Raw genomic sequence first — 21676 nt, 5'->3', positions numbered from 1 at the left:
CCCCACCACCGGCTGGTAGAGTTCCTCCTACCGACGCGGGGTGGAGCAGCTCGGTAGCTCGCTGGGCTCATAACCCAGAGGTCGCAGGTTCGAATCCTGCCCCCGCTACGACGACGGAAGCCCGGCCCTCTCGGGGGCCGGGCTTTCTCGTTCCCACGGCTCGTCGCCGGCCATCGGGGCCGGCCCTCGTTCAGACGACGCTGAGGTAGGCGGAGCGGCGGTCCAGCGGCTCGTAGCGGCGGGTGTCGCCGAACGTCTCGCGCGGCAGGCGCGGCTCGGGAAGCACCGTCGGCTCGACCTCCGCGGGCCGCGCGGGCGGGGTCGTGGCATGGGCCGGCTTCGCCGGGCGGGTGCGCATGGCGGCCAGCAGGGCGTGCGGGCGGGTGGCGTCGTCCCCGTCGTCCTGGGGGATCTCCGGGACGGGCCGCCGGACGACGGCCGGGAACGGCTCGCGGTGCGGCGGGTGCTTGGGGTCGGGCAGGCGCAGGTCGGCGAGGTCCTTCCAGGTGGAGTGCCGGAGGCCGTCCACCCGGCAGCGCACCCGGGCGGCGACCCGGCCGTTGCTCTCGTGACGCCAGCCGACGAGCTCGCCGGAGTACCAGATGCCCCGGTGGTGGATCTCCACGGGCTGCGGCTGTCCGGCGAACATGCTCGCCGCCTCGTCCCACGCCACGTGCCGGACTGTAAGCGGGGGTACGGCGTGCGCCCGGGAAGGCGCGCGCGTCCCTGGGACCGGTGTGACGGGGCTGTCACGGGTGTCGTCGAATCGCACCCCGCGGGCGTGTAACCTGGGATCTACCGACGCGGGGTGGAGCAGCTCGGTAGCTCGCTGGGCTCATAACCCAGAGGTCGCAGGTTCGAATCCTGCCCCCGCTACCATCAACCGGTCCTCACAGTTCGCTGTGAGGGCCGGTTTCTCCCAGGTCCCACCGTGGGCGGGCAGTCAGCCCCCGACGCGTCGATCTCTCGCAGATCCGTGGGTCCGACTCGCGTGTCGGAGTAGCCCCCGGGCGACTCCTCGCACCATGCACGGCCCCACCGCGGGCTGCGTGCGGCAGCCGCCGCCGCAACCCGTGGCCGGCATTCCAGAGGAGGAGCCCGTGGCCCGACGAGGCCAGCCCCGGACGGGCACTCGCCGCACCGCCCCGCGGAGCCAGCGGCGCGGCCGCGACGATGTCATCGCGGTGCTCGCCCGCGCCGTCCGCGAGGTCGAGGCGGCCGCCCAGCGCGGCCCCGTGACGCCCGCGGTGCGCACGAAGTTCCAGGTCGTCGCGCTGATGGTGCGCGAGGAGCACGCGCGGGTCCGGGCGGAGGAGACCAGCAACACCCAGCGGGCCGAGCAGCTCAAGCGCCTCGACGGCATCGGGACGATCCTCGCGAAGACCGCCGTACGCGACCCCGCCCTCCTCTCGCTGCTGACCGGGGACGCCGTCGTCTCCGACGCGGCCCGGGCGCTCAAGCGGGACATGATGCGGGCCGTCGGTAGAGAGCCGCCCCCCGAGGAGGTCCAGCCGACGCAGCGCGAGGCACAGTCGCCCACCACCGAGCGTCGGGTCGTGCCGCAGTCGGTCGTCTCACGACAGCTGGCCAACCCCTTCCTGGCTCCTGACTTCTCTGCCGTCCGGCAGAGCGCGGTCCGTCCGCGCCGCCTGGCCGGGTGGGAGCTGCTGGGCCCGCTGCTCAGTTCGTTCGAGCGTGCCGGCGGCGGTGACGCGGCGTGCATGGCGCTGCCCGCGCAGGCCTCCCGGCTCGCGCCGGGTGGGCGCGAGCTCATGCCGCACCAGGCGCAGGTCGTCGCCGCGGCCGCGGCCGGCCACCGGACCTTCCTGCTCGCCGACGAGCCGGGCCTGGGTAAGACGGCCCAGGCACTGCTCGCCGCGGAGGCAGCGAACGCCTACCCCCTGCTCGTCGTCGTCCCGAACGTCGTCAAGACCAACTGGGCGCGCGAGGCCGGCCTCTGGACACCCCACCGCTCGGCCACCGTCATCCACGGCAACGGCGACACGATCGACGGCTTCGCCGACATCGTGATCGTCAACTACGAGGTGCTCGACCGGCACGTGGGGTGGATCGGCACCTTCGGCTTCCGCGGCATGGTCGTCGACGAGGCGCACTTCATCAAGAACAAGACCTCGCAGCGCTCGCAGCACGTCCTGGAACTCTCCGAGCGCATCCGCTCCCGCCTCGCGCGTCCGCTGCTGATGGCACTCACCGGCACGCCACTGATCAACGACATCGAGGACTTCCGCGCGATTTGGCAGTTCCTCGGTTGGATCGACGAGACCAAGCCCCTCACCGAGCTGATGGATTCCCTGGAGGACACGGGCCTGACACCCGCTGACCCCGGCTTCTACCCCGCCGCGCGCCGGTGCGTGATCGACCTCGGCATCGTCCGTCGCCGCAAGGTGGACGTGGCGGCGGACATCCCCGCCCGCCGCATCGCCGACCTCCCCGTCGAGCTCGACGACAAGGCCGGCCGGTCGATCCGGGCGGCCGAGCGGAACCTCGCCAGCCGCCTGGTGTCGCGGTACGAGAGCGCGCTCGCCAGGCGCGCGGCCGGCTCCGTCGCCGACGGCATCGACCGCGAAATCGTGCGCAGGGTGGCCAGGGCGGAACTGAAGGACACGGCCGCGACGAAGGACGGCGAGAACGTCTTCAGCATGATGCGACGCATCGGCCAGGCGAAGGCCGGCCTCGCCGCCGACTACGCGGCACAGCTCGCGCGGAGCGCGGGCAAGGTGGTCTTCTTCGCCAAGCACGTCGACGTGATGGACATCGCCGAGGAGACTTTCGCCGGACAGGGGATCCCCTACTCGTCGATCCGTGGCGACCAGACGCCGACGTCGCGGCAGAAGAACATCGACGCGTTCGTGAACGATCCCGACGTCGCCATCGCGGTCTGCTCCCTGACGGCGGCCGGTGTGGGTCTCAACCTGCAGGTCGCCTCCAACATCGTGCTCGCAGAGCTCTCCTGGACCGATGCGGAGCAGACGCAGGCCATCGACCGCAGCCACCGCATCGGTCAGGCGGAACCCGTCACCGCGTGGCGCATCATCGCCGCGCAGACCATCGACAGCCGGATCGCCGAGCTGATCGACAGCAAGGCGGGGCTCGCTGCTCGGGCGCTCGACGGCTCGGAGGAGGACGTGCCGTCATCGGCCGACGTGCAGCTCGAGGCGCTCGTCGCGTTGCTGACGGACGCGCTGTCGGCGCTGCCGTAGCCGCGCGACCCCCAGGTCGGCCGGCGCGTGCTGCCGGGGCTACCGCGGATGGCACCATGCGGGCCATGCCCTCGACACCGGTGCCCGCCGGGCGCGGCGGCACGGCGTTCGTCCTCGGTGGTGGGGGGATGCTCGGCGCGGCCGAGGTCGGCATGCTCCGGGCCCTGGTCGAGCACCACATCCGCCCGGACCTGATCGTGGGCACGTCGGTGGGGGCGATCAACGGCGCGTTCGTCGCCGCTGACCCCACGCCGGGCGCGGTGGACCGGTTGCGCGGGCTGTGGGGGGAACTGGCCTCCGAGGGGATCTTCTCAGGGTCCGTGCTCGCCCGCGTCGGCACCCTGGTGCGGACCCGCACCCACCTGCACCCGAGGGAGCCGCTGCGGGACCTGCTCATGGCGCATCTGCCGGCGCAGACCTTCGCCGAGCTCCGGGTCCCCTTCCAGTGCGTCGCGGCCAGCATCGAGCGGGCCGCCGAGCACTGGTTCGCCGACGGGGATCTGCTCGACGCGGTGCTCGCGTCCTGCGCGGTCCCCGGGCTGCTGCCGCCGGTCGAGCTCGACGGCGAGCACTACCTGGACGGGGGGCTGGTGCACAGCATCCCGGTCGGCCGGGCGGTCGCGCTCGGCGCCGAGACGATCTACGTGCTGCACGTGGGGCGGATCGAGCGTCCGCTCCGCCCGCCGACGCGGCCGTGGGAGGTCGCGTCGGTCGCCTTCGAGATCGCCCGGCGGCACCGGTTCGCCGCCGATCTCGCCGCGCTGCCACCGGACGTCACGCTGCACGTGCTGCCGTCCGGTGAGCAGGCCTCGCCCGCGGCCGGCGACCTGCGGAACCTGCGCTACCGGGACCCCTCCGGCGTGCCCGACCGGATCGAGCGGGCGTACGTCGCGGCCGCCAGCTATCTGGACGGGCCGGGCGCGTCCGCGGACGGGGCGGCCTGACGTGCTCCCGCCCCGCCGCGTCCGCCGGTTCACCGGTCCACTGCTCATCGGTGTGCTGGTGGCCGCGGTCGTCTCGCTGCCGGTGCTCGTGATCGTGGCGGTGGTCGCCTCGGTGTGGTTGCCGGGGCGCTGGTACGCGCTGCGCCTGCTGTTCTTCGCGCTCGTGTACCTGGCGCTCGAGGTGGCGGCGCTCGTGGTCGCTGCGGCCCTGTGGGCGCTCAGCGGCTGGGGGCGCCGGTCGGACCGCCCGGTGTACCGACGGGCGCACTACACGATGCTGCGGATGCTGCTCGACGTCATCATGCGGGTGGCCCAGCGGCTGTTCTCCCTGCGGCTGGTCACCGACGGCGAGTCCTGGTCGCCGCTGGACGACGGGGTCCCGGGCTCGACCAATGCCATGGTGGTGCTCTCCCGTCATGCCGGTCCGGGCGACTCGTTCCTGCTGGTGCAGACGCTCATGAACCGGGACCACCTGCGCCGGCCGCGGATCGTGCTCAAGGACCTGCTGCAGCTCGATCCGTTGATCGACGTCTACCTCAACCGGCTGCCGAACCACTTCGTCGCGGCAGATCGGGCGCGCGACTCCGCGGAGGCGATCGCCGAGCTGGCCCGCGGCATGGGCCACGAGGACGCACTGCTGATCTTTCCCGAGGGCGCGAACTTCACCCCCAAGCGCCGATTCCGGGCCATCCAGCGACTGCGCGAGCGCGGGCTGGTGTCCGCTGTGCGCCGTGCCGAGGCGATGCGGAACCTGTTGCCGCCGCGTCCGGCCGGGGTCACGGCGGCGCTGCGGGCGGCACCGCACGCCGACGTCCTCTTCGTCGCGCACACCGGGCTGGAGCACCTGAGCACGGTGCGCGACATCTGGCGCGGACTGCCCATGGACAAGACCCTGTATCTGCGCTGGTGGTTCGTGCCGGCCGACGAGGTGCCGCGCGACGAGGCCGAGCAGACCGACTGGCTCTACCGGTGGTGGGAGACCATCGACGACTGGATCGACACCACGCGGCTCGAGGAAAAGATGACCTCCCGACCGGCGGCGCCGACCGGCTGAGGGCGCCGGCCTCTCTCGCGCGCTCACCGGCCGCGCGTGTTGTGCAGCACCGTCCCGAGTCTCTAGCGTTCCGGTCACCGTTGACCGTTTCGCCGGGAGGAACCCGTGTCCGTGGACGCCGCTGCTGGGCCAGCTCAGCTCGATCTGGACGGCGTCGACCTGTCCGACCGCGACTTCTGGGTCCGCCCGCCGGCCGAACGGCACGCCGTCTTCGACCTGCTCCGCCGGGAGCGCCCGTTCGCGTTCTTCGCCGAGCCCGAGGTGCCGATGCTGGAGCCGGGCCCCGGCTACTACGCGGTGACGCGGTACGCCGACCTCGACGCCATCAGCTCCCAGCCGGCGGTGTTCTGCTCGGGTGAGGGTGCGGTGTCGATCACCGACATCCCCGCCGACCTCAACGAGTTCTACGGCTCGCTGATCAGCATGGACGATCCCCGGCACGCCAAGATTCGGCGCATCGTCGCCAAGGTCTTCACCCCGCGCATGCTCGAGCAGCTGGTCGGCTCGGTGCAGCAGATCGCCGAGGACGTCCTGGACGCCGCGCGCCGCAAGGCCGACGACGGGGACGGCAGCATCGACGTGGTCGCCGACGTCGCCGCCCCGATCCCGCTGCGGGTCATCTGCGACATGATGGGCGTCCCCGAGGAGGACCGGGCACAGATCCTGGCGATGTCCAACATCGTGCTCTCCGGCGGCGACCCCGAGCTGATCGAGAACCAGGACGACCCGCTGACGGCGTTCCTGGAGGCGGGCATGGCGCTGGCCGGCGTGATGGAGCGGCTGGCGGCCGAGCGGCTGGAGCGCCCGACGGACGACCTCACCACGGCGCTGGTCCGATCCGAGGTCGACGGCGAGCGGCTGTCCCACGCCGAGATCGCCTCGTTCTTCATCCTGCTGCTGGTCGCGGGCAACGAGACCACGCGCAACGCCATCTCCCAGGGCGTGCTGGCCCTGTCGGAGCACCCGGAGCAGCGCGCCCGCTGGAGATCGGACCCGACTCTCGGCCGCACCGCGGTCGAGGAGATCGTGCGCTGGGCCAGCCCGATCACCTGGATGCGCCGCACGGCGACCCAGGACGGCGAGCTGAACGGGTTCCGGTTCCGCGCGGGCGACAAGTTCCTTCTCTTCTACGCCGCGGCCAACCGCGACCCGGCGGTGTTCGCCGATCCGCACGTGTTCGACCTGGCCCGCGATCCCAATCCGCACGTCGGCTTCGGGGGGCACGGTCCGCACTTCTGCCTCGGCGCGCACCTCGCCCGCCGGGAGATCGCGGTGACGTTCCAGGCGCTGTTCGACCGGCTGCCCGACCTGGATGTGACCGGCGAGCCCGACCGGCTCCGGTCCTCCTTCGTCAACGGCATCAAGCGGCTCCCGGCGCGACTGACCGGCGTCCGGTGAGCCGGGTGGAGGTGGACCGGAACCGCTGCGTGGGCTCGGGAACGTGCGAGGCGCTCGCGCCCGCGGTCTTCGAGGTCGACGACGACGGCGTCCTTACCGTCCTGCGTCCCGAGCCGGCCGACGACGAGCTGTCCGACGTCCGGGATGCTCTCCAGGCCTGCCCGACCCGGGCGCTCGCCCTGGCCGACTGAGGCCGGAACAGCCACCCCACCCGAGAGGTTGCCGCCCGCATGGAGACCACAGTCCGGGACAACCCGGAAGAGAGCCGCTATGAGATCCGGGACGGCGACCGGGTGCTCGGCCTCGCCGCCTACGAGCGCCGCGGCGACACCACCGTGTTCACCCACACCGAGGTCGACCCCGACGCGGGGCAGGACGGCCTGGGCAGCAAGCTGGTCCGCGCGGCGCTGGACGACGTCCGGAGCCGCGGCGGCTCCGTGGTGCCGCGGTGCCCGTTCGTGCGTGGCTGGATCGAGCGGCATCCGGACTACGCCGATCTCGTGGCCGCCACGGCACGGTGACGACCCCGGACGTCACCGACCACGTCCTGGGAAACCGGGACGCGGCGGTCACCCTGCTCGAGTACGGCGACTACGAGTGCCCGTACTGCGCCGCGGCCGCACCCGTGCTCCGGCACGTGGTGGAGGACTCCGGCGGGGAGGTGCGGCTGGTGTTCCGCAACTTCCCGATCGCCGACCGGCACCCCTACGCACTGACCGCGGCCCTGGCCGCGGAGGCGGCGGGGGCCCAGGGCGCCTTCTGGGAGATGCACGAGCTGCTCTTCGCCCGCCAGGACCGGCTCGACGACGCCGCACTGCGCGCCTACGCCGAGGAGCTGGGGCTCGACAGCGACCTGGTCGTGGGGGAGGCGGCACAGATCTTCGGCGACAAGGTCGAGGCCGACTTCGCCGCCGGGCTCGAGGCCGGCGTCGGCGGCACGCCCACCGTCTTCATCGACGGCCGGCTGTGGTCGGGCCGGGTGGAGGCCGGTGCCCTGCGGCGGGCGATCGGGAGCGCCGCGAACGGGCCGAACGGGTCAGCTGCGGACGGACGGCGAGACCCAGGGCCGGGGCGGCAGAGTCGGTGGACCCGCGGTCTCCGGCGAGCACAGCGAGAACCGCTCGCCGAGAACGCGGAGCAGGACGACCCCGGCGATCGCTGCGGTGACTGACCCGGCCAGGATCCCGATCGTCGCCTGCTCCTGCAGGTGCTCGTCGGTGAACGCCAGGTTGGTGATGAACAGCGCGATCGTGAAGCCGATCCCGGCGAGGGTCGCCCCGGCCATGAGGTGCGACCAGCGGACCCCGCCGGGCAGCACCCCGAGGCCCGTCCGCAGCGCGACGGCGGTGCCTGCGGTGATGCCGATGGCGTTGCCGACGAGCAGGGCGACGGCGACGCCGATGGTCACCGGCGAGGTCGCCGCCGTCCGAAGGGTCTCGGCGTTCAGGGAGACGCCCGCGTTGGCCAGGCCGAAGACGGGGACGACGCCGTAGGCCGTCCACCGGTGCAGCCCGAACAGCAGCCGGGCTCCGGCCGGCACGGTGGCCGCGGCCGAGAGGGCCGCGAGGCGAGCCCGCTCGGCGTCCGGTGCCTCGCGCAGTGCCCGCCCGTACTCGCGCGTGCGCTCGACCACCTCGGGATCCGGGGGACGGGCGGGCAGCAGCAGCCCGACCAGGACGCCGGCCAGGGTCGGGTGGACCCCGGAGGCGTAGACCGCGACCCACAGGGCGATGCCGACGACCACGTACGGCATCAGCCGCCAGACACCGGCCCACCGCAGGATCACCAACGCGGCGACGAGAGCCGCGGCGACGGCGAGCGCGGTCATGTCGACGTCGTCGGTGTAGAAGAGCGCCATCACCGTGATCGCACCGATGTCGTCGACGATCGCGAGGGTGAGCAGGAACAGCCGCAGCCGGTCGGGGCAGCGCGGCCCGAACAGCGCCAGGATGCCCAGGACGAACGCGGTGTCGGTGGACATGACGATGCCCCAGCCGGCGCTCGCGGGCCCGGAATGGTTCACCGCCAGGTAGATCAGGGCCGGGACCATCAGGCCGCCCAGGGCGCCGAGCGCGGGCGCGGCCACGTTCCGGCGGTCGCGCAGTTCGCCGACGCTGACCTCGCGGGTGATCTCCAGCCCGACGACCAGGAAGAACAGCGCCATCGCGGCGTCGTTCACCCAGTGCTGGAGGTCGAGGGAGAGCCGGAGGTCGCCGACGCCGATGGTGGCCTCCGTCGACCAGAACGCGGCGTAGCTCTCCGACCAGGGCGAGTTCGCCCAGGCCAGCGCCAGCACGGTCGCCAGGAGGAGGAGTGCGGAGCCGCCGGCCTCGGTGCCGAAGTACAGCTTCGAGGACGGCGACAGGGTCGGGACGCTCACCCGCTGGGCCGGGCCCGGGCGGGGAGGCTGGGTCACGTCGAGCATGCGGTCAGGTCACAGGACGTGCTGGCCGTACATCTCGCCGAGCGGATCGGCGATCAGTTCGATGCGGGCGCCGTCGGGATCGCGGAAGTAGACCGAGACGCCGCTGTGCACCTCGTGCTGGACGCCGGCCTCGGTGAGCCGCTCGACCAGCTTCTCCCAGCGCTCGGGCGCGACGCTGATCGCCATGTGGTGCAGCCCGCCGAGCACCTCGGCGTACGGGCCGACGTCGAGGCCGGGGAAGTCGAAGAAGGCCAGCAGGTTGCCGTTGCCGATGTCGAAGAAGAAGTGCGAGGACCCCGGGTAGTCGCGGTTCTCGATGAGCTCGGTCAGCGGGAAGCCCAGCACGTCCTGGTAGAAGCGCACCGTCGTCTCGACGTCGCTGCTGATCAGGGCGGTGTGGTGCAGCCCGCGTGCGGTCGAGGCGGGTCGCTGATCGGCCGGCACGAGGTAGGCGTCGCGGATGCGGGCACGCTCCTGCTCGGGCGTGCTGAGGTCGCGGGGGCTGCTCTCGGTCGTACTCACGGTGGGCATCCTCCTCGGTGGGGCCGACTGCTGGCCACAACCCCGGCGCCGGGCCCGTGCTTCCCGAGCTCTCAGGCGGTGAGTGCGGCGTCGTCCGCCGCGATCGCGGCCACCAACCCGTCGAGAGGAACGCCCAGGGCGTGCGCCAGGGCGGCCACGGTGAAGAACGCCGGCGTGGGCACCCGCCCGGACTCGATCTTGCGGAGCGCCTCGAGGCTGACCCCGGACGCGACGGCGATCTCCGCAGGGGTCCGCTCTCCGCGGAAGGAGCGCAGCAGCGCTCCCAGCCGGCGGCCCCGCTCGCGTTCGGCACTGGTCAGCGGCGGTCGCACCATGGCCGTGATAGTAATACCGGGATAGTCATACCGGAAGGACGAGGGACGCTGACATGATCGAACTGCGGACGCCCGGGGAGATCGACGCGATGCGGGCAGCCGGAGCAGTCGTGGCCGAGATGCTCGCCGCGGTGCGTGCGGCCGCGGCCCCGGGAGTGCGGCTCACCCAGCTGGACGAGGTGGCCCGCGAGGTCCTCGCACGCAACGGCGCGACCTCGCCGTTCCTGGGTTACCAGCCGCTGGCCACGACGCCGCCGTTCCCCGGCGTCGTCTGCCTGTCGGTGAACGACGTCGCGCTGCACGGCATCCCCACCCCCGAGCCCCTGGATGACGGCGACCTGCTGAGCGTCGACGCCGGCGCCACCCTCGACGGCTGGGTCGGCGACGCGGCAACCACGTTCTCCGTCGGTACCGGCCGCGAGGACGACGCGCGGCTGGTCGCCACCGCGGAGGCGGCGCTGCAGGCGGGGATCGCCGCTGCCGTCGTCGGCGGGCGCGTGGGGGACATCTCCGCCGCGATCTCCGCCGTGGGCCGGGCGGGCGGCTGCGGCATCAACACCGACCAGGGCGGTCACGGCGTCGGCCGCCAGATGCACGAGGCGCCGCACGTGCCGAACGAGGGCCGGGCCGGCCGCGGGGTGCCGCTGCGGGCCGGGCTCGTCATCGCCATCGAGCCCTGGTTCCTGGCCGGCGGGAACGACGACTACCGGGTCGACGCCGACGGCTGGACCCTGCGCAGCGCCGACGGCAGCCGGGCGGCCCACGTCGAGCACACGGTCGCGGTCACCGACGACGGTCCCCGCATCCTCACCGCCCTCCGCTGAGCGGGTCGCCCGAGACGGATCTGCTCGGCGGCGACCGCGTCCTGGTCGGCAGATAGCCTCCGGGCGTGATCCTCGAACAGGCGATGCTGCCGGTGACGCCCGACCAGGAGGCCGACTTCGAGCGCGCCTTCGCGCAGGCGAAGGACATCATCTCGACGATGCAGGGCTTCCGGGGCCTGACGCTGTCGCGGTGCCTGGAACGTCCGAGCGTCTACCTGCTGCTGGTGGAGTGGGAACGGCTGGAGGACCACACCGTGGGCTTCCGCGGGGCGCCCGCGCACGAGGAGTGGCGCGCGCTCCTGCACCCGTTCTACGCGTCGCCCCCGTCGGTGGAGCACTTCGCGCCGGTCTTCTAGGTGTACTGACCAGAGACGTTGGTCGAGGGCATGTGATGACGGGATCTGACTGATCGGTCTTGTGGAGGGAGGACCTCCGGACGTGGAGTGGAGCTGCTGAAGGCCAACCAGCCCACGACCCGGAGGTCCTCGTGTCCCACGCTAACGCCGCCCTGACTCCACGCCACCGACTCAAGCTCGCCCGCGCCGTGGTCGAGGACGGCTGGTCGATCAGCTACGCCGCGGCGGTGTTCAACGTCGCCTGGCCCACCGCCAAGAAGTGGTCCGATCGGTACCGGCGGGGCGATCTCGCGGCGATGGAAGACCGCAGCTCGCGGCCGCACTCCTGTCCGCGGCGCACCCCCCGGCCGATCGTCCGCAAGATCGTGCACCTGCGCTGGAAGAAGCGACTGGGCCCGGTCCAGATCGCCGACCGGGTTGGTCTGGCGCCCTCGACGGTGCACGCGGTGCTGCGTCGCTGCCGACTCAACCGGCTCTCCCACGTCGACCGGGCCACCGGCGAACCGATCCGCCGCTACGAGCACGACCACCCCGGCTCGATGCTGCACGTCGACGTCAAAAAGCTGGGCAACATCCCCGACAACGGCGGCTGGCGCTACGTCGGCCGCGCCCAGGGCCTCCGCAACCGAGCCGACACCCCGGGCAAGCCACGTAACCGGCACCACAATCCGGTACTTGGGACCGCCTTCGTACACACCGTGATCGACGACCACAGCCGGGTCGCCTACGCCGAGATCCACGACGACGAGACCGCCGCCACCGCCATCGCCGTGCTGCGCAACGCCGTCGCCTGGTTCGCTGTCCGCGGCATCACCACCGAACGAGTCCTCAGCGACAACGGCTCGGCCTACCGCTCCCACGCCTGGCGCGACGCCTGCACCGAGCTGGGCATCAAGCCCCGCCGAACCCGGCCCTACCGGCCGCAGACCAACGGCAAGATCGAACGCTTCCACCGCACCATGGCCGACGGCTGGGCCTTCGCCCGCATGTTCCAGAGCGAATCAGCTCGCCGGAAGGCCCTGCCGGCCTGGCTGCACGAGTACAACCATCACCGGCCCCACACCGCGACCGGCAACCGCCCACCCATCACGCGCTTGACCAACCTGTCCGGGCAGTACATCTAGGCGAGCGCCTGCTCGAGGTCGGCGAGCAGGTCGTCGGCGTCCTCGATGCCCACTGACAGCCGCACCAGGTCGTTCGGCACCTCCAGCGGGGAGCCGGCCGCGCTGGCGTGCGTCATCCGGCCGGGGTGCTCGATCAGCGACTCGACGCCGCCGAGCGACTCGGCGAGCGTGAACAGCTGCGCACGGTCGCAGACCTTGAGCGCGGCGTCCTCGCCGTCCCGCAGCCGGAACGACACCATCCCGCCGAAGCCGGACATCTGCTTCGCCGCGATGTCGTGCCCGGGGTGCGACGGGAGGCCCGGGTACAGCACCGAGGCGACCGCCGGGTGCTCGACCAGGAACTCGACGACCCGCGCAGCGTTGGCCGAGTGCCGGTCCATCCGGACCCCGAGGGTCTTGAGGCTGCGCAGCACGAGCCAGGAGTCGAACGGGGAGGCGACCGCGCCCATCGCGTTGTGGTTGTACGCCAGCCGCTCGCCCAGGGCGGCGTCGCCTGTGACCAGCGCGCCCCCCACCACGTCGGAATGCCCGCCGAGGTACTTCGTCGTGGAGTGGACGACGACGTCCGCGCCGAGCGTCAGGGGCCGCTGCAGGTAGGGCGAGGCGAACGTGTTGTCGACGACCAGCAGCGCCCCGCCGTCGTGCGCCACGGACGCCGTGGCCTCGATGTCGGTGATGTTGAGCAACGGATTGCTCGGCGTCTCGCACCAGATCACCCGCGTCGTCGGCCGCATCGCCGCCCGCACCTGGTCCGGGTCGTCCAGGTGGACGGGCGTGTACTCCAGGCCCCACTCCGACAGCACGCGCGAGATCAGCCGGAACGTGCCGCCGTACGCATCCCCACCGAGGACGACGTGGTCGCCGGGCCGGCAGACGGTGCGCAACAGTGTGTCCTCCGCGGCGAGCCCGGACGCGAAGGCCAGCGCCGTCGTCCCCTCCTCCAGTGCGGCCAGCGCCTCGTGCAGCGCCGTCCGCGTCGGGTTGCCGCTGCGGCTGTACTCGTAGCCGCCGCGCAGGCCGCCGACGCCGTCCTGCTTGTAGGTGGTGGTCAGGTGCATCGGCACGATCACCGCACCGGTCGCCGGGTCCGGGTCCTGGCCGGCGTGGATAGCGCGCGTGTTGAAACCGCTCATGAAACGACCGTAGAACTCAGCCCCGCGAGGTGGCCGAGGACGTCCTGGCGGGTGACGACGCCGGCCGGCTTGCCGTCGACGTGCACCACGAGGGCGTCGGCCGAGCCGAGCGCGGCGACGGCGGCGCTGACTCCCTCACCCGAGCCGACGATCGGCAGCGGCGGCGACATGTGCCGCTCCACCCGGTCGGCGAGGCTCGCCGTCCCGGCGAAGAGGGCGTCGAGCAGCAGCTTCTCGTCCACCGAGCCGACGACCTCGCCGGCCGTCACCGGGGGCTCGGCCCGCACGACCGGCAGCTGGCTGACGCCGTACTCGCGGAGGATGTCGATGGCGTCGCGAACCGTCTCGTTGGGGTGCGTGTGCACCAGCGTCGGGGTCTCGCCGGACTTCGCCCGCAGCACGTCGCCCACGGTCTCGCCCGCTGCGACGTCGAGGAACCCGTAGTCGGCCATCCACTTGTCGCTGAAGATCTTGTTGAGGTAGCCCCGGCCGCCGTCGGGCAGCAGGATCACCATGACGTCGTCCTTGGTGAGCTTCTCGGCGGCCTGCAGGGCGGCGACGACCGCCATGCCGCAGGAACCGCCGACGAGGAGACCCTCCTCGCGCGCCAGCCGCCGGGTCATGGCGAAGGAGTCGCCGTCGGAGACCGGAATGATCTCGTCGGCGATGTCCCGGTCGTAGGTCGACGGCCAGAAGTCCTCGCCGACCCCCTCGACGAGGTAGGGCCGCCCGGTGCCGCCCGAGTACACCGAACCCTCCGGGTCGGCGCCGACGATGCGCACGCGGCCGCCGGAGACCTCCTTGAGATACCGCCCGATTCCGCTGATCGTGCCGCCGGTGCCCATGCCGGTGACGAAGGTGGTGATCCGCCCCTCGGTCTGCTCCCAGAGCTCCGGACCGGTGGTCTCGTAGTGCGACTGCGGGTTGGCCGGGTTGGAGTACTGGTCGGGCTTCCAGCCGCCGGGCGTCTCCCGGGCCAGCCGGTCGGACACCGAGTAGTAGGAGCGCGGGTCGCTCGGGTCGACCGCGGTCGGGCAGACGACGACCTCGGCGCCGTAGGCCTTCAGCACGTTGATCTTCTCCTGGCCGACCTTGTCGGGGCAGATGAAGATGCACTTGTACCCGCGCTGCTGGGCGACCAGGGCGAGGCCGATGCCGGTGTTTCCGCTGGTGGGCTCGATGATCGTGCCGCCCGGCTGCAGCGCACCGCTGGCCTCGGCGGCGTCGACCATGCGGACGGCGATGCGGTCCTTCACCGACCCGCCGGGGTTGAGGTACTCGAGCTTGGCCAGCACCAGCGGCGCGTCGGGACCCAGCTGGCGGGTCACCGAATTGAGCCGCACCAGCGGGGTGTTGCCGACCAGGTCCACGACGGACTCGGCGTATTGCACGGGGTCCTCCTCCACGCGGGCCCGATCCGGGCCCGTCCGACCCCCATCCCATCAGATGGACCGAGGAGACGGAGGCGACGGTGGCGGGCCCGGAAGCCGGGGGGTGAGGATGCAGTCATGACCTCCCTCCTCCCTGTCGGTACCCGCACGCTCGGCCGCAACGGTCTGGTCGTCTCCGAGCTCGGTCTGGGCTGCATGGGGATGAGCCAGGCCTACGGGGACGCCGACCGCGACGAGTCGCTCGCGACCGTCCGGCGGGCCCTCGACCTCGGCGTCACGTTCCTCGACACCTCCGACGTGTACGGCGACGGGCACAACGAGGAGCTGGTCGGGGAGGCCATCGTCGGCCGGCGGGACGAGGTGCAGCTGGCCACGAAGTTCTCGATCTCCCGTGACGACGCCGGCCGGATGCACATCGACGGGCGGCCGGAGAACGTGCGCGCCCGGGCCGAGGCGAGCCTGCGCCGGCTCGGCGTCGACGTGATCGATCTCTACTACCAGCACCGGGTCGACTCCCGGGTGCCGATCGAGGACACGGTCGGGGCGATGGCAGAGCTGGTCGAGCAGGGCAAGGTGCGTCACCTCGGGCTGTCGGAGGCCAGCGCCGCCTCGATCCGCCGGGCGGTCGCCGTCCACCCGATCGCCGCGCTGCAGAGCGAGTGGTCGCTGTGGACCCGCGACCTGGAGAGTGAGGTGCTGGGGGTCGCCCGCGAGCACGGCATCGGCATCGTGCCGTTCAGCCCCCTGGGGCGCGGCTTCCTGACCGGCGCGATCACCAGTCCGGACGACTTCGACGAGGACGACTTCCGCCGCGGCCATCCCCGCTTCACCGGCGAGGCCTTCGAGGTCAACCTGCGCCTGGTGGACGCCGTCCGGACCCTCGCCGAGGAGAAGGGCGCCACGCCGGGGCAGCTCGCGCTGGCGTGGGTGCTGGCCCAGGGCGACGACGTCGTCCCCATCCCCGGCACCAAGCGCCGGAGCTACCTGGAGGAGAACGCCGGGGCCGTCGCGGTGGAGCTCACGGCGGGCGACCTGGCGCGCCTGGACGAGATCGCGCCGCCCGGCGTCGCCGAGGGGGGCCGGTACGTCAACGCCTCCTACGCCTACGGCGACAGTCCGGAGCGCGGCGCATGACGACCGAGCGCCTGCTGGTCGCGGTCTTCGCCTCGCCGGTCGCCGAGGTGCTGCTGCGCTGGGGCGCGGAGCTCGGCTACCGGACGGTGCTCGTGGACCCCGCGCCGCCTCCCGGCGTGGACGTCGTCGCGGACGTGACGGCGAGCGGGTTCGCCGAGCTGGACGGCGAGCTGGCGGGTGGGGACGCCGACGTCGTCGTCACCGATCACCACCGCGACGAGCTGGGGGCGCTGCTGCGCGACGCGCTGGCCCGGCCGGCCCGCTGGATCGGCGTGATGGGCAACCCGCGGCACGAGGGGCCGCACGTGGCGGCACTGACCGAGCTGGGCGTGGCGCCGGAGGAGATCGCCCGCGTGCACCGGCCGATCGGCCTGGACATCGGCTCGCGGGCGCCCGCCGAGATCGCCGTCTCCACGCTGGCCGGCCTGCTCGCCGACCGCAACGGCCGCGGCGGCGGCTTCGCCCACGGCGGCTCCGCCCAGGGCGGCTGAGCGGCGCGGTGGCCGACGACGTCCTCCTCGGCGCGGACCTGGGTACGAGCGGTCTGAAGCTGGTCGCGCTGGACGTCTCGGGACGGGTCGTCGCCGAGGCCGAGCGGGGCTATCCGATCGATCGCCCGGCCCCCGGTCGGGCGGAGTCCGACGTCGGCGCCTGGCGGCATGCCTTCGACGAGGCGCTGTCCGCCGTGGCACCGGCCGTCGCGGGCGCACGCGTCCTGGGGCTGGGCCTGTCGGGGCAGATGCACGGTCTCGTCGTCGTGGACGCGGCCGGCCGGGCGCTGCGCCCGGCGGTGCTCTGGGCCGACGGCCGGGCCGCGGCCGAGCTGGACCTCTGGCGGGCCCTGCCGGACGCCGACCGCGCCGCCCTCGCCAACCCGCTGGTCGCCGGGATGACGGGGCCGCTGCTGGCGTGGCTGGCCCGCCACGAGCCGGAGACGGTCGCTCGGGCGGCCACCGTGCTGCTGCCCAAGGACGCCCTCCGGGCCACCCTGCTGCCGGAGAGCCCCCCTGCCGTCACCGACCGCAGCGACGCCTCGGCGACGCTGCTGTGGGACGTTCCCGCTGACGACTGGTCGGCGGCGGCGGTCCGCGCGGCCGGCGTCGACCCCGGCCTGCTCCCCGCCGTCCGGCCCACCACAGAGGTCCTCGGGACGGCAGACCTGCCGGTCGGCGCGGTGCCCGTTGTGACCGGCGGCGCCGACACCCCGCTCGCCCTCCTCGCGGCGGGTTCCCCGGTGGCCCAGGTCAATCTCGGGACCGGCGCCCAGCTGCTCCGTCCCGGCTGGGCGCCGCGGCCCGCGGTGGCGCCGCTCGTGCACGGGTACGCGGACGTGTCCGGCGGCTGGTACGCGATGGCGGCCCTGCAGAACGGTGGCTCGGCCTGGGACTGGGTGTGCGGCGTGCTGGGGCTGAGCTGGACCGAGCTGTTCGACGCCGCCGGGGCGACACCGGCCGGCGCCGGGGGCGTGGCCTTCCGGCCGTTCCTCACCGGCGAGCGCGGCGGCGTCGCCCGGCCGTCGGACCGGGGCGGCTGGAGCGGGCTGCACCCGGGGACCACCCGCGCGGACCTGGCGCGGGCCGCGGTGGAAGGGGTGGCCTTCGCGATCGGAGCGGCCTTCGAGCTCCTCGAGGTGCCCGGGAGCGACGAGCCGGTGGTGCTCACCGGCGGCGGGGCGCGGTCGGCCGTCGTCCAGGGGCTGCTGGCCGACGTCCTCGGCCGTCCGGTCCGGCACCTGCCGTTGCGCAGCGCCTCGGCGATCGGCGCCGCCCTGCTGGCCGGGCGCGGGGTCGGGCAGGACGTCGTCCTCGAGGGCGCGGCCGGCGCCGTCGTCGAGCCGCACGCCGACGTCGACCTCGGCGCAGCGGCCGACCGCTGGGCGAGGACGTAGGCGCGGACGCTCAGTCGGCTTCGGGCAGGCGGACCAGGTCGAGGGCGGCGTCGTGCAGGATCCCGTTGGAGGCCAGCGCACTACCGCCGGCCGGCCCGGGCGCGCCGGTGAGGTCGGTGAACCGGCCGCCTGCCTCGCGGACGATCACGTCGAGGGCGGCGAGGTCCCAGACGGACACCTCGGGCTCGGCGGCGATGTCCACCGCGCCCTCGGCCAGGAGGCAGTAGCTCCAGAAGTCGCCGTAAGCCCGGGTGCGCCAGACCGACCGCGACAGGTCGAGGAAGCCGTCGAGGCGGTTCCGCTCCTCCCAGCCGGAGAGGCTCGAGTAGGAGAGGCTCGCGTCCCGCAGGTCGCTGACCGAGGAGACGTGGCAGCGGGTGGCCGACTCCAGCCGCCGGCCCGTCCAGGCGCCCACGTCCTTCGCCGCCCACCAGCGCCGGTTCAGCGCCGGGGCGGAGACCAGCCCCACCACCGGCTCCTCGCCGTCGAAGAGGGCGATCAGGGTGGCCCAGACGGGCACGCCGCGGACGAAGTTCTTGGTGCCGTCGATCGGGTCGAGCACCCACCGCCGCGGCCCGTGGCCGGTCGTGCCGAACTCCTCGCCCATGACCGCGTCGCGGGTGCGGGCGCGGCTCAGCGTGATCCGCAGCATCTCCTCGACCGCGCGGTCGGCGTCGGTCACCGGCGTCAGGTCGGGCTTGGTGTCGACCTTCAGGTCCTGAGCCTTGAAGCGGTCCAGACTGATCGAGTCGGCTTGATCAGCGAGCACGTGCGCCAGCCGCATGTCCTCGGAAAAGCCCCGTCCGGATGTCATGGACACCGAACCTAGCCGGGACCGACCCCCAGCACGCTGAGGCTGCCCTCGGGCGGGCCGATACCGTCCCCGTGTGGACGCCGCGACGATCGTGGGCCTGCTGGGCGATCCGACGCGGCTCCGGGTGGTCGCCGCCCTCGCGCTGGGGGCCGGGACCATCGAGGAGGTCGCCGCGGCCGCGGGACTCCCGCTCAAGGACGTCGCGCTCGCCGCCCGCCGGCTGGCCCGCGCCGGCCTGGTGCACCGCGACGGGCACGCGCTGACGCTGCACACCGAGCGGTTCGGCGCCGCGGCCCGGGCCGCAGCACAAGCCGCCCCAGCCCCGGAACCGCTGTCCGACGACCCCGCGGAGGACGCCGTCCTCTCCGCGTTCGTCCGGGACGGCCGGCTCGTGTCGATCCCGGCCCAGTACAGCAAGCGGCGGGTGGTCCTCGAGCACCTGGTCCGGGTCTTCGAACCCGGGGTCCGCTATCCCGAGCGCGAGGTCAACGTGCTCCTCGGCGTGTGGCACCCCGACGTCGCCGCCCTGCGCCGCTATCTCGTCGACGAGGGGATGCTCACACGGGAAGCAGGCGTCTACTGGCGCAGCGGCGGCCCGGTCGACGTCTGAGAAACCCGCTGGTCACTGCGCTGGACCGCGCCCACACTTCCGACGTGCTGACGCCGTCCGCAGACACCTTCGCCGCCCTGGCGCGCTCGTCGCCGTGGCGGTGGTCGACGCTGCGGTTCACCGTGCGCCGCGGGCGCGACGAGCGTCGCGTCCAGCCGATCCGCGCCTGGCTGCGGCGTCCCGACCTGCTCCGTGTCGAGACCCTCGACGGCGAGCTCCACCGGATCGTCCGTGAGGCCCCGGAACGCGCGGGCGTCCTGCACGGGGACGGCGGGGTCGCGCCGGTCCTGCGACCGGACGGCCTGGTCGCCGAGCGCCCGCGGGTCTCTTACGACGCCCCGATGCTCGACGACTACCGCTGGGTGGCCCTGCTCGACCCGGTGGAGCTCGCCGACGGGATCGACCACGACAGCTGGACGACCGCCCCGCCGCTCGTCGTCGACAGCGTCACCGAGGTCGAGCACGCGGGCCGCCCGGCGTGGGAGGCCGTGGTCCGGACGACGCCGGCGTACGAACCGCGGTGCGGGTGCTGCTCGCTCCTGCGGTCGCGGGAGGTCGACGTCGTCGAGTACCGCGACTACCCGGAGCACCTGCTGAGCGGCTATCCCGACGCCTACCGGGTGCGGCTCGACGTCGGGACCGGGGTCTGCGTGTTCACCGACGAGATCGGGATCCGGACGCCGGGCGGATGGCACGACCTCGCGATCGAGGCTGTGGACGAGCCGATGGCCGACGAGCTGTTCGTCGAGCCGCCGCGGAGGTTGTTCCGCCGTCCCTGAGCACGCGCCGACGACGGACGGCGCCGGCCCCGACTCCGGGGGCCGACGCCGTCCGGGGCGCCCGTCGGTCAGCTCGCGGGTTCCGGCGCCGCCACCTTCCGCGGGGCGGGGACGCTGGACTCGGCGACCGGTTCGGCGTCGGCCGCCGGCGGGGTGACCGCATGCTCCGGGCCGTCCACGGCCGGTGTGGCGGAGCCCCGGGCCAGCAGCCCGTAGCCGAGGCAGACCGCGCCGAGCAGCAGATACCCGAGGGCGACCTGCGGATTGGCGGCCCAGGCCACCTCGGGTGCGTGGATCAGGCCGATGAAGCTGAGGAGCGCGCCGACCGCCGCGGCCACCGCCGCGGAGACGAACCTCCGATCGATGATGAAGGTCAGGATGGCGCCCAGCACGAGCCCGGCGAGGACGGCCCCCTGCCCGAGGGTGTTGAGCCCCGCGTAGACGACCCCGGCGTTGCCGAGTGCCTCGTCGCCGACCTCGGCGGCGGACGTGCCCGCCGCGGCCAGCGAGTTGTCGATCAGGCCGGCCGCCCAGGCCGCCATGTTCGGCAGGATCGCGATGACGACGGCCGCGGCGTGGATCCGGGGCACCGCCTGGAAGGCCTGGGCCCCGATCAGCAGCCCGATGTAGAGCAGGATCGGCACGATCGCCGGGAGCGGCAGCAGCGCGGACAGCAGGCCGAACAGGCCGAGGAAGCAGAGCACCGCGATGAGGACGCCGCTGGCCATCGAGTACCCGGCGCGGCCACCGGCGTCCTTCCAGCCCGGGTGGCCGATGTAGACCGCGGGCGGGAAAGGGGAGCCGAGGGCCGAGCCGATGACCGCGCCCGCGCCGTCGGCCAGCAACACGCTGCGCAGGTTGTAGTTGTCCCCGGCGGCGGCGGCGCTCTCCACGTTGCTCATGGCCTCGGTGAAGTTGTAGACGCCGAGGGGGATCGCGGTCGCCAGCAGCGGGGCGAGGTCCCGCAGCCCGTCGAACAGCAGGTCGAACCGGAGGTCCGGCACGGCAATAGCGATGTCCTTGGCCGCCGCGGTCACGTCGGGAACCGACATCGCGCCGCCGATCCACCCGATGGCGGTACCGACGAGCAGCGCGGCCAGCCCGACCGGGATGTTGCCGGGCAGCTTCGCCCCGGTGAAGAACCCGATCAGGATGATGGCCAGCACCGGCAGACCGATCCACGCGTACTCCCACATCTGGGCCGCCGGACGCATCGAGATGAACGTCAGCGAGATCCCGGCAAGGGTGCCGAGCATCGCCGCCCGCGGTGTGACGCGGCGGATGAAGGGCCCGACGAACGCCCCGATCAGGACGATGACGCCGATGACGAACGCCCAGGCGAGCCCGGCCGACCAGGCCTTCAGCGGGTCTCCGGTGCTCAGGAAGATCGGCAGCATGATCACGAACACGACGATGAACATGTGCGGCACGCTGGGGCCGAACGGGAGTGCCGTGACGTCGGTCCGGTTCTCCCGCCGGGCCAGCCGACGGGCCAGGTAGGTGTAGTAGACGTTCCCGAGGACCAGGGCGATGCCCATGGCGGGGAGCACCGTCCCGAGGACGTCACCGGCCGGGACGTTGACCACGAAGATCATCAGGCTCGTCAGCGTCAGGACGTTGACGAGGATGTTGAACGCGAGTCCGAAGAACGCGTTGGTGTCCCCGCGGGTCCACCAGGGCAGGGTCGGCGCGGGCGCCGCAGGTGCGGTCGTGCTCATGACAGG

The 21676-nt window shown here is 73.1% G+C and carries 22 protein-coding genes, 2 tRNA genes and 1 pseudogene; 17 read left to right on the top strand and 8 right to left on the bottom strand.

Annotated elements, in window-relative coordinates; translation table 11 throughout:
* Window positions 1–34: 34 nt before the first annotated feature.
* Window positions 35–108 (top strand) — tRNA-Met (locus E4P38_RS08835).
* Between the two features lie 82 nt (window positions 109–190).
* Here the strand turns inward: E4P38_RS08835 and E4P38_RS08830 are convergent.
* Window positions 191–673: a hypothetical protein gene (locus E4P38_RS08830; RefSeq protein WP_135131392.1), complete on the bottom strand. Its 483-nt coding sequence runs from the start codon at window positions 671–673 to the stop codon at window positions 191–193.
* Window positions 674–802: 129 nt separating this feature from the next.
* Here E4P38_RS08830 and E4P38_RS08825 point away from each other — a divergent pair.
* The 8 genes from E4P38_RS08825 to E4P38_RS23490 all read left to right on the top strand — a co-directional run bounded on the left by E4P38_RS08825 (window position 803) and on the right by E4P38_RS23490 (window position 7788).
* Window positions 803–879, top strand: a tRNA-Met gene (locus E4P38_RS08825).
* A 221-nt stretch (window positions 880–1100) separates the two neighbouring features.
* The gene (locus E4P38_RS08820) at window positions 1101–3221 is read left to right on the top strand and encodes a DEAD/DEAH box helicase (protein ID WP_135131391.1); all 2121 of its coding nucleotides are present in this window, start codon (window positions 1101–1103) and stop codon (window positions 3219–3221) included.
* A 65-nt stretch (window positions 3222–3286) separates the two neighbouring features.
* On the top strand, window positions 3287–4165 hold the full coding sequence (locus E4P38_RS08815) for a patatin-like phospholipase family protein (protein ID WP_135131390.1): 879 nt from the start codon (window positions 3287–3289) through the stop codon (window positions 4163–4165).
* Window position 4166: 1 nt separating this feature from the next.
* Window positions 4167–5219: a lysophospholipid acyltransferase family protein gene (locus E4P38_RS08810; RefSeq protein ID WP_135131389.1), complete on the top strand. Its 1053-nt coding sequence runs from the start codon at window positions 4167–4169 to the stop codon at window positions 5217–5219.
* Between the two features lie 105 nt (window positions 5220–5324).
* Entirely contained in the window at window positions 5325–6617 is a 1293-nt protein-coding gene (locus E4P38_RS08805) for a cytochrome P450 (RefSeq protein WP_135131388.1), read from the top strand.
* The gene (locus E4P38_RS08800; RefSeq protein WP_135131387.1) at window positions 6614–6808 is read left to right on the top strand and encodes a ferredoxin; all 195 of its coding nucleotides are present in this window, start codon (window positions 6614–6616) and stop codon (window positions 6806–6808) included. The genes E4P38_RS08805 and E4P38_RS08800 overlap by 4 nt, the downstream gene beginning before the upstream one ends.
* 39 nt (window positions 6809–6847) lie before the next feature.
* Window positions 6848–7138, top strand: coding sequence for a GNAT family N-acetyltransferase (locus tag E4P38_RS08795; protein WP_135131386.1), 291 nt, complete (start codon window positions 6848–6850; stop codon window positions 7136–7138).
* Window positions 7135–7788 carry a DsbA family protein gene (locus E4P38_RS23490; protein WP_245160902.1) on the top strand — a complete coding sequence of 218 codons (654 nt, stop codon included), beginning with the start codon at window positions 7135–7137 and terminating at the stop codon, window positions 7786–7788. The genes E4P38_RS08795 and E4P38_RS23490 overlap by 4 nt, the downstream gene beginning before the upstream one ends.
* Window positions 7789–7812: 24 nt before the next feature.
* Here E4P38_RS23490 and nhaA read toward each other — a convergent pair.
* From nhaA to E4P38_RS08775, 3 genes and pseudogenes are all read right to left on the bottom strand, one after another.
* Window positions 7813–9042: pseudogene (gene nhaA, locus E4P38_RS08785) on the bottom strand (Na+/H+ antiporter NhaA); the annotation flags it as partial.
* A 9-nt stretch (window positions 9043–9051) separates the two neighbouring features.
* Complete coding sequence (locus tag E4P38_RS08780; RefSeq protein WP_245160901.1) at window positions 9052–9564, bottom strand: VOC family protein; 513 nt, start codon at window positions 9562–9564, stop codon at window positions 9052–9054.
* Window positions 9565–9635: 71 nt separating this feature from the next.
* Window positions 9636–9899, bottom strand: coding sequence for a helix-turn-helix transcriptional regulator (locus E4P38_RS08775; protein WP_135131383.1), 264 nt, complete (start codon window positions 9897–9899; stop codon window positions 9636–9638).
* A 53-nt stretch (window positions 9900–9952) separates the two neighbouring features.
* On the opposite strand from E4P38_RS08775, the gene map reads away from it, so the two are divergent.
* The 3 genes from map to E4P38_RS08760 all read left to right on the top strand — a co-directional run bounded on the left by map (window position 9953) and on the right by E4P38_RS08760 (window position 12203).
* The gene (gene map, locus E4P38_RS08770) at window positions 9953–10723 is read left to right on the top strand and encodes a type I methionyl aminopeptidase (protein ID WP_135131382.1); all 771 of its coding nucleotides are present in this window, start codon (window positions 9953–9955) and stop codon (window positions 10721–10723) included.
* Between the two features lie 65 nt (window positions 10724–10788).
* A complete protein-coding gene (locus E4P38_RS08765) occupies window positions 10789–11079 on the top strand; it encodes an antibiotic biosynthesis monooxygenase (RefSeq protein ID WP_135131381.1) in 291 nt (96 codons plus the stop codon).
* Window positions 11080–11210: 131 nt separating this feature from the next.
* Complete coding sequence (locus E4P38_RS08760; protein WP_135131380.1) at window positions 11211–12203, top strand: IS481 family transposase; 993 nt, start codon at window positions 11211–11213, stop codon at window positions 12201–12203.
* Here the strand turns inward: E4P38_RS08760 and E4P38_RS08755 are convergent.
* Window positions 12200–13336 (bottom strand): cystathionine gamma-synthase, encoded by a 1137-nt coding sequence (locus E4P38_RS08755; protein ID WP_135131379.1) that lies wholly within the window; start codon window positions 13334–13336, stop codon window positions 12200–12202. The genes E4P38_RS08760 and E4P38_RS08755 overlap by 4 nt on opposite strands.
* Window positions 13333–14727: a cystathionine beta-synthase gene (locus tag E4P38_RS08750; protein WP_135131378.1), complete on the bottom strand. Its 1395-nt coding sequence runs from the start codon at window positions 14725–14727 to the stop codon at window positions 13333–13335. The genes E4P38_RS08755 and E4P38_RS08750 overlap by 4 nt, the downstream gene beginning before the upstream one ends.
* A 117-nt stretch (window positions 14728–14844) precedes the next feature.
* On the opposite strand from E4P38_RS08750, the gene E4P38_RS08745 reads away from it, so the two are divergent.
* Genes E4P38_RS08745 through E4P38_RS08735 form a run of 3 tightly spaced genes read left to right on the top strand, consistent with a single transcriptional unit; the run spans window position 14845 to window position 17749 of the window.
* Complete coding sequence (locus tag E4P38_RS08745) at window positions 14845–15861, top strand: aldo/keto reductase (RefSeq protein WP_135131377.1); 1017 nt, start codon at window positions 14845–14847, stop codon at window positions 15859–15861.
* Window positions 15858–16352 (top strand): XdhC family protein, encoded by a 495-nt coding sequence (locus tag E4P38_RS08740; protein ID WP_135131376.1) that lies wholly within the window; start codon window positions 15858–15860, stop codon window positions 16350–16352. The genes E4P38_RS08745 and E4P38_RS08740 overlap by 4 nt, the downstream gene beginning before the upstream one ends.
* A gap of 8 nt (window positions 16353–16360) precedes the next feature.
* Window positions 16361–17749 carry an FGGY family carbohydrate kinase gene (locus tag E4P38_RS08735; RefSeq protein WP_135131375.1) on the top strand — a complete coding sequence of 463 codons (1389 nt, stop codon included), beginning with the start codon at window positions 16361–16363 and terminating at the stop codon, window positions 17747–17749.
* Between the two features lie 10 nt (window positions 17750–17759).
* On the opposite strand, the gene hisN is transcribed toward E4P38_RS08735, so the two are convergent.
* Window positions 17760–18563, bottom strand: coding sequence for a histidinol-phosphatase (gene hisN / locus E4P38_RS08730; RefSeq protein WP_135131374.1), 804 nt, complete (start codon window positions 18561–18563; stop codon window positions 17760–17762).
* Window positions 18564–18636: 73 nt separating this feature from the next.
* Between hisN and E4P38_RS08725 the strand changes: the two genes are divergently transcribed.
* On the top strand, window positions 18637–19173 hold the full coding sequence (locus E4P38_RS08725; protein ID WP_135131373.1) for a DUF2087 domain-containing protein: 537 nt from the start codon (window positions 18637–18639) through the stop codon (window positions 19171–19173).
* A 44-nt stretch (window positions 19174–19217) separates the two neighbouring features.
* A complete protein-coding gene (locus E4P38_RS08720) occupies window positions 19218–19952 on the top strand; it encodes a hypothetical protein (RefSeq protein WP_135131372.1) in 735 nt (244 codons plus the stop codon).
* 68 nt (window positions 19953–20020) lie between these two features.
* Here E4P38_RS08720 and E4P38_RS08715 read toward each other — a convergent pair whose 3' ends face one another.
* The gene (locus E4P38_RS08715) at window positions 20021–21670 is read right to left on the bottom strand and encodes a regulator (protein ID WP_135131371.1); all 1650 of its coding nucleotides are present in this window, start codon (window positions 21668–21670) and stop codon (window positions 20021–20023) included.
* Window positions 21671–21676 lie beyond the last annotated feature (6 nt).

The organism is Blastococcus sp. CT_GayMR16, assembly GCF_004570875.1.
Classification (GTDB): domain Bacteria; phylum Actinomycetota; class Actinomycetes; order Mycobacteriales; family Geodermatophilaceae; genus Blastococcus_B.
The sequence above is the reverse complement of the archived record's forward strand: the minus strand, read 5'-3'. Positions and strand labels throughout refer to the sequence as shown.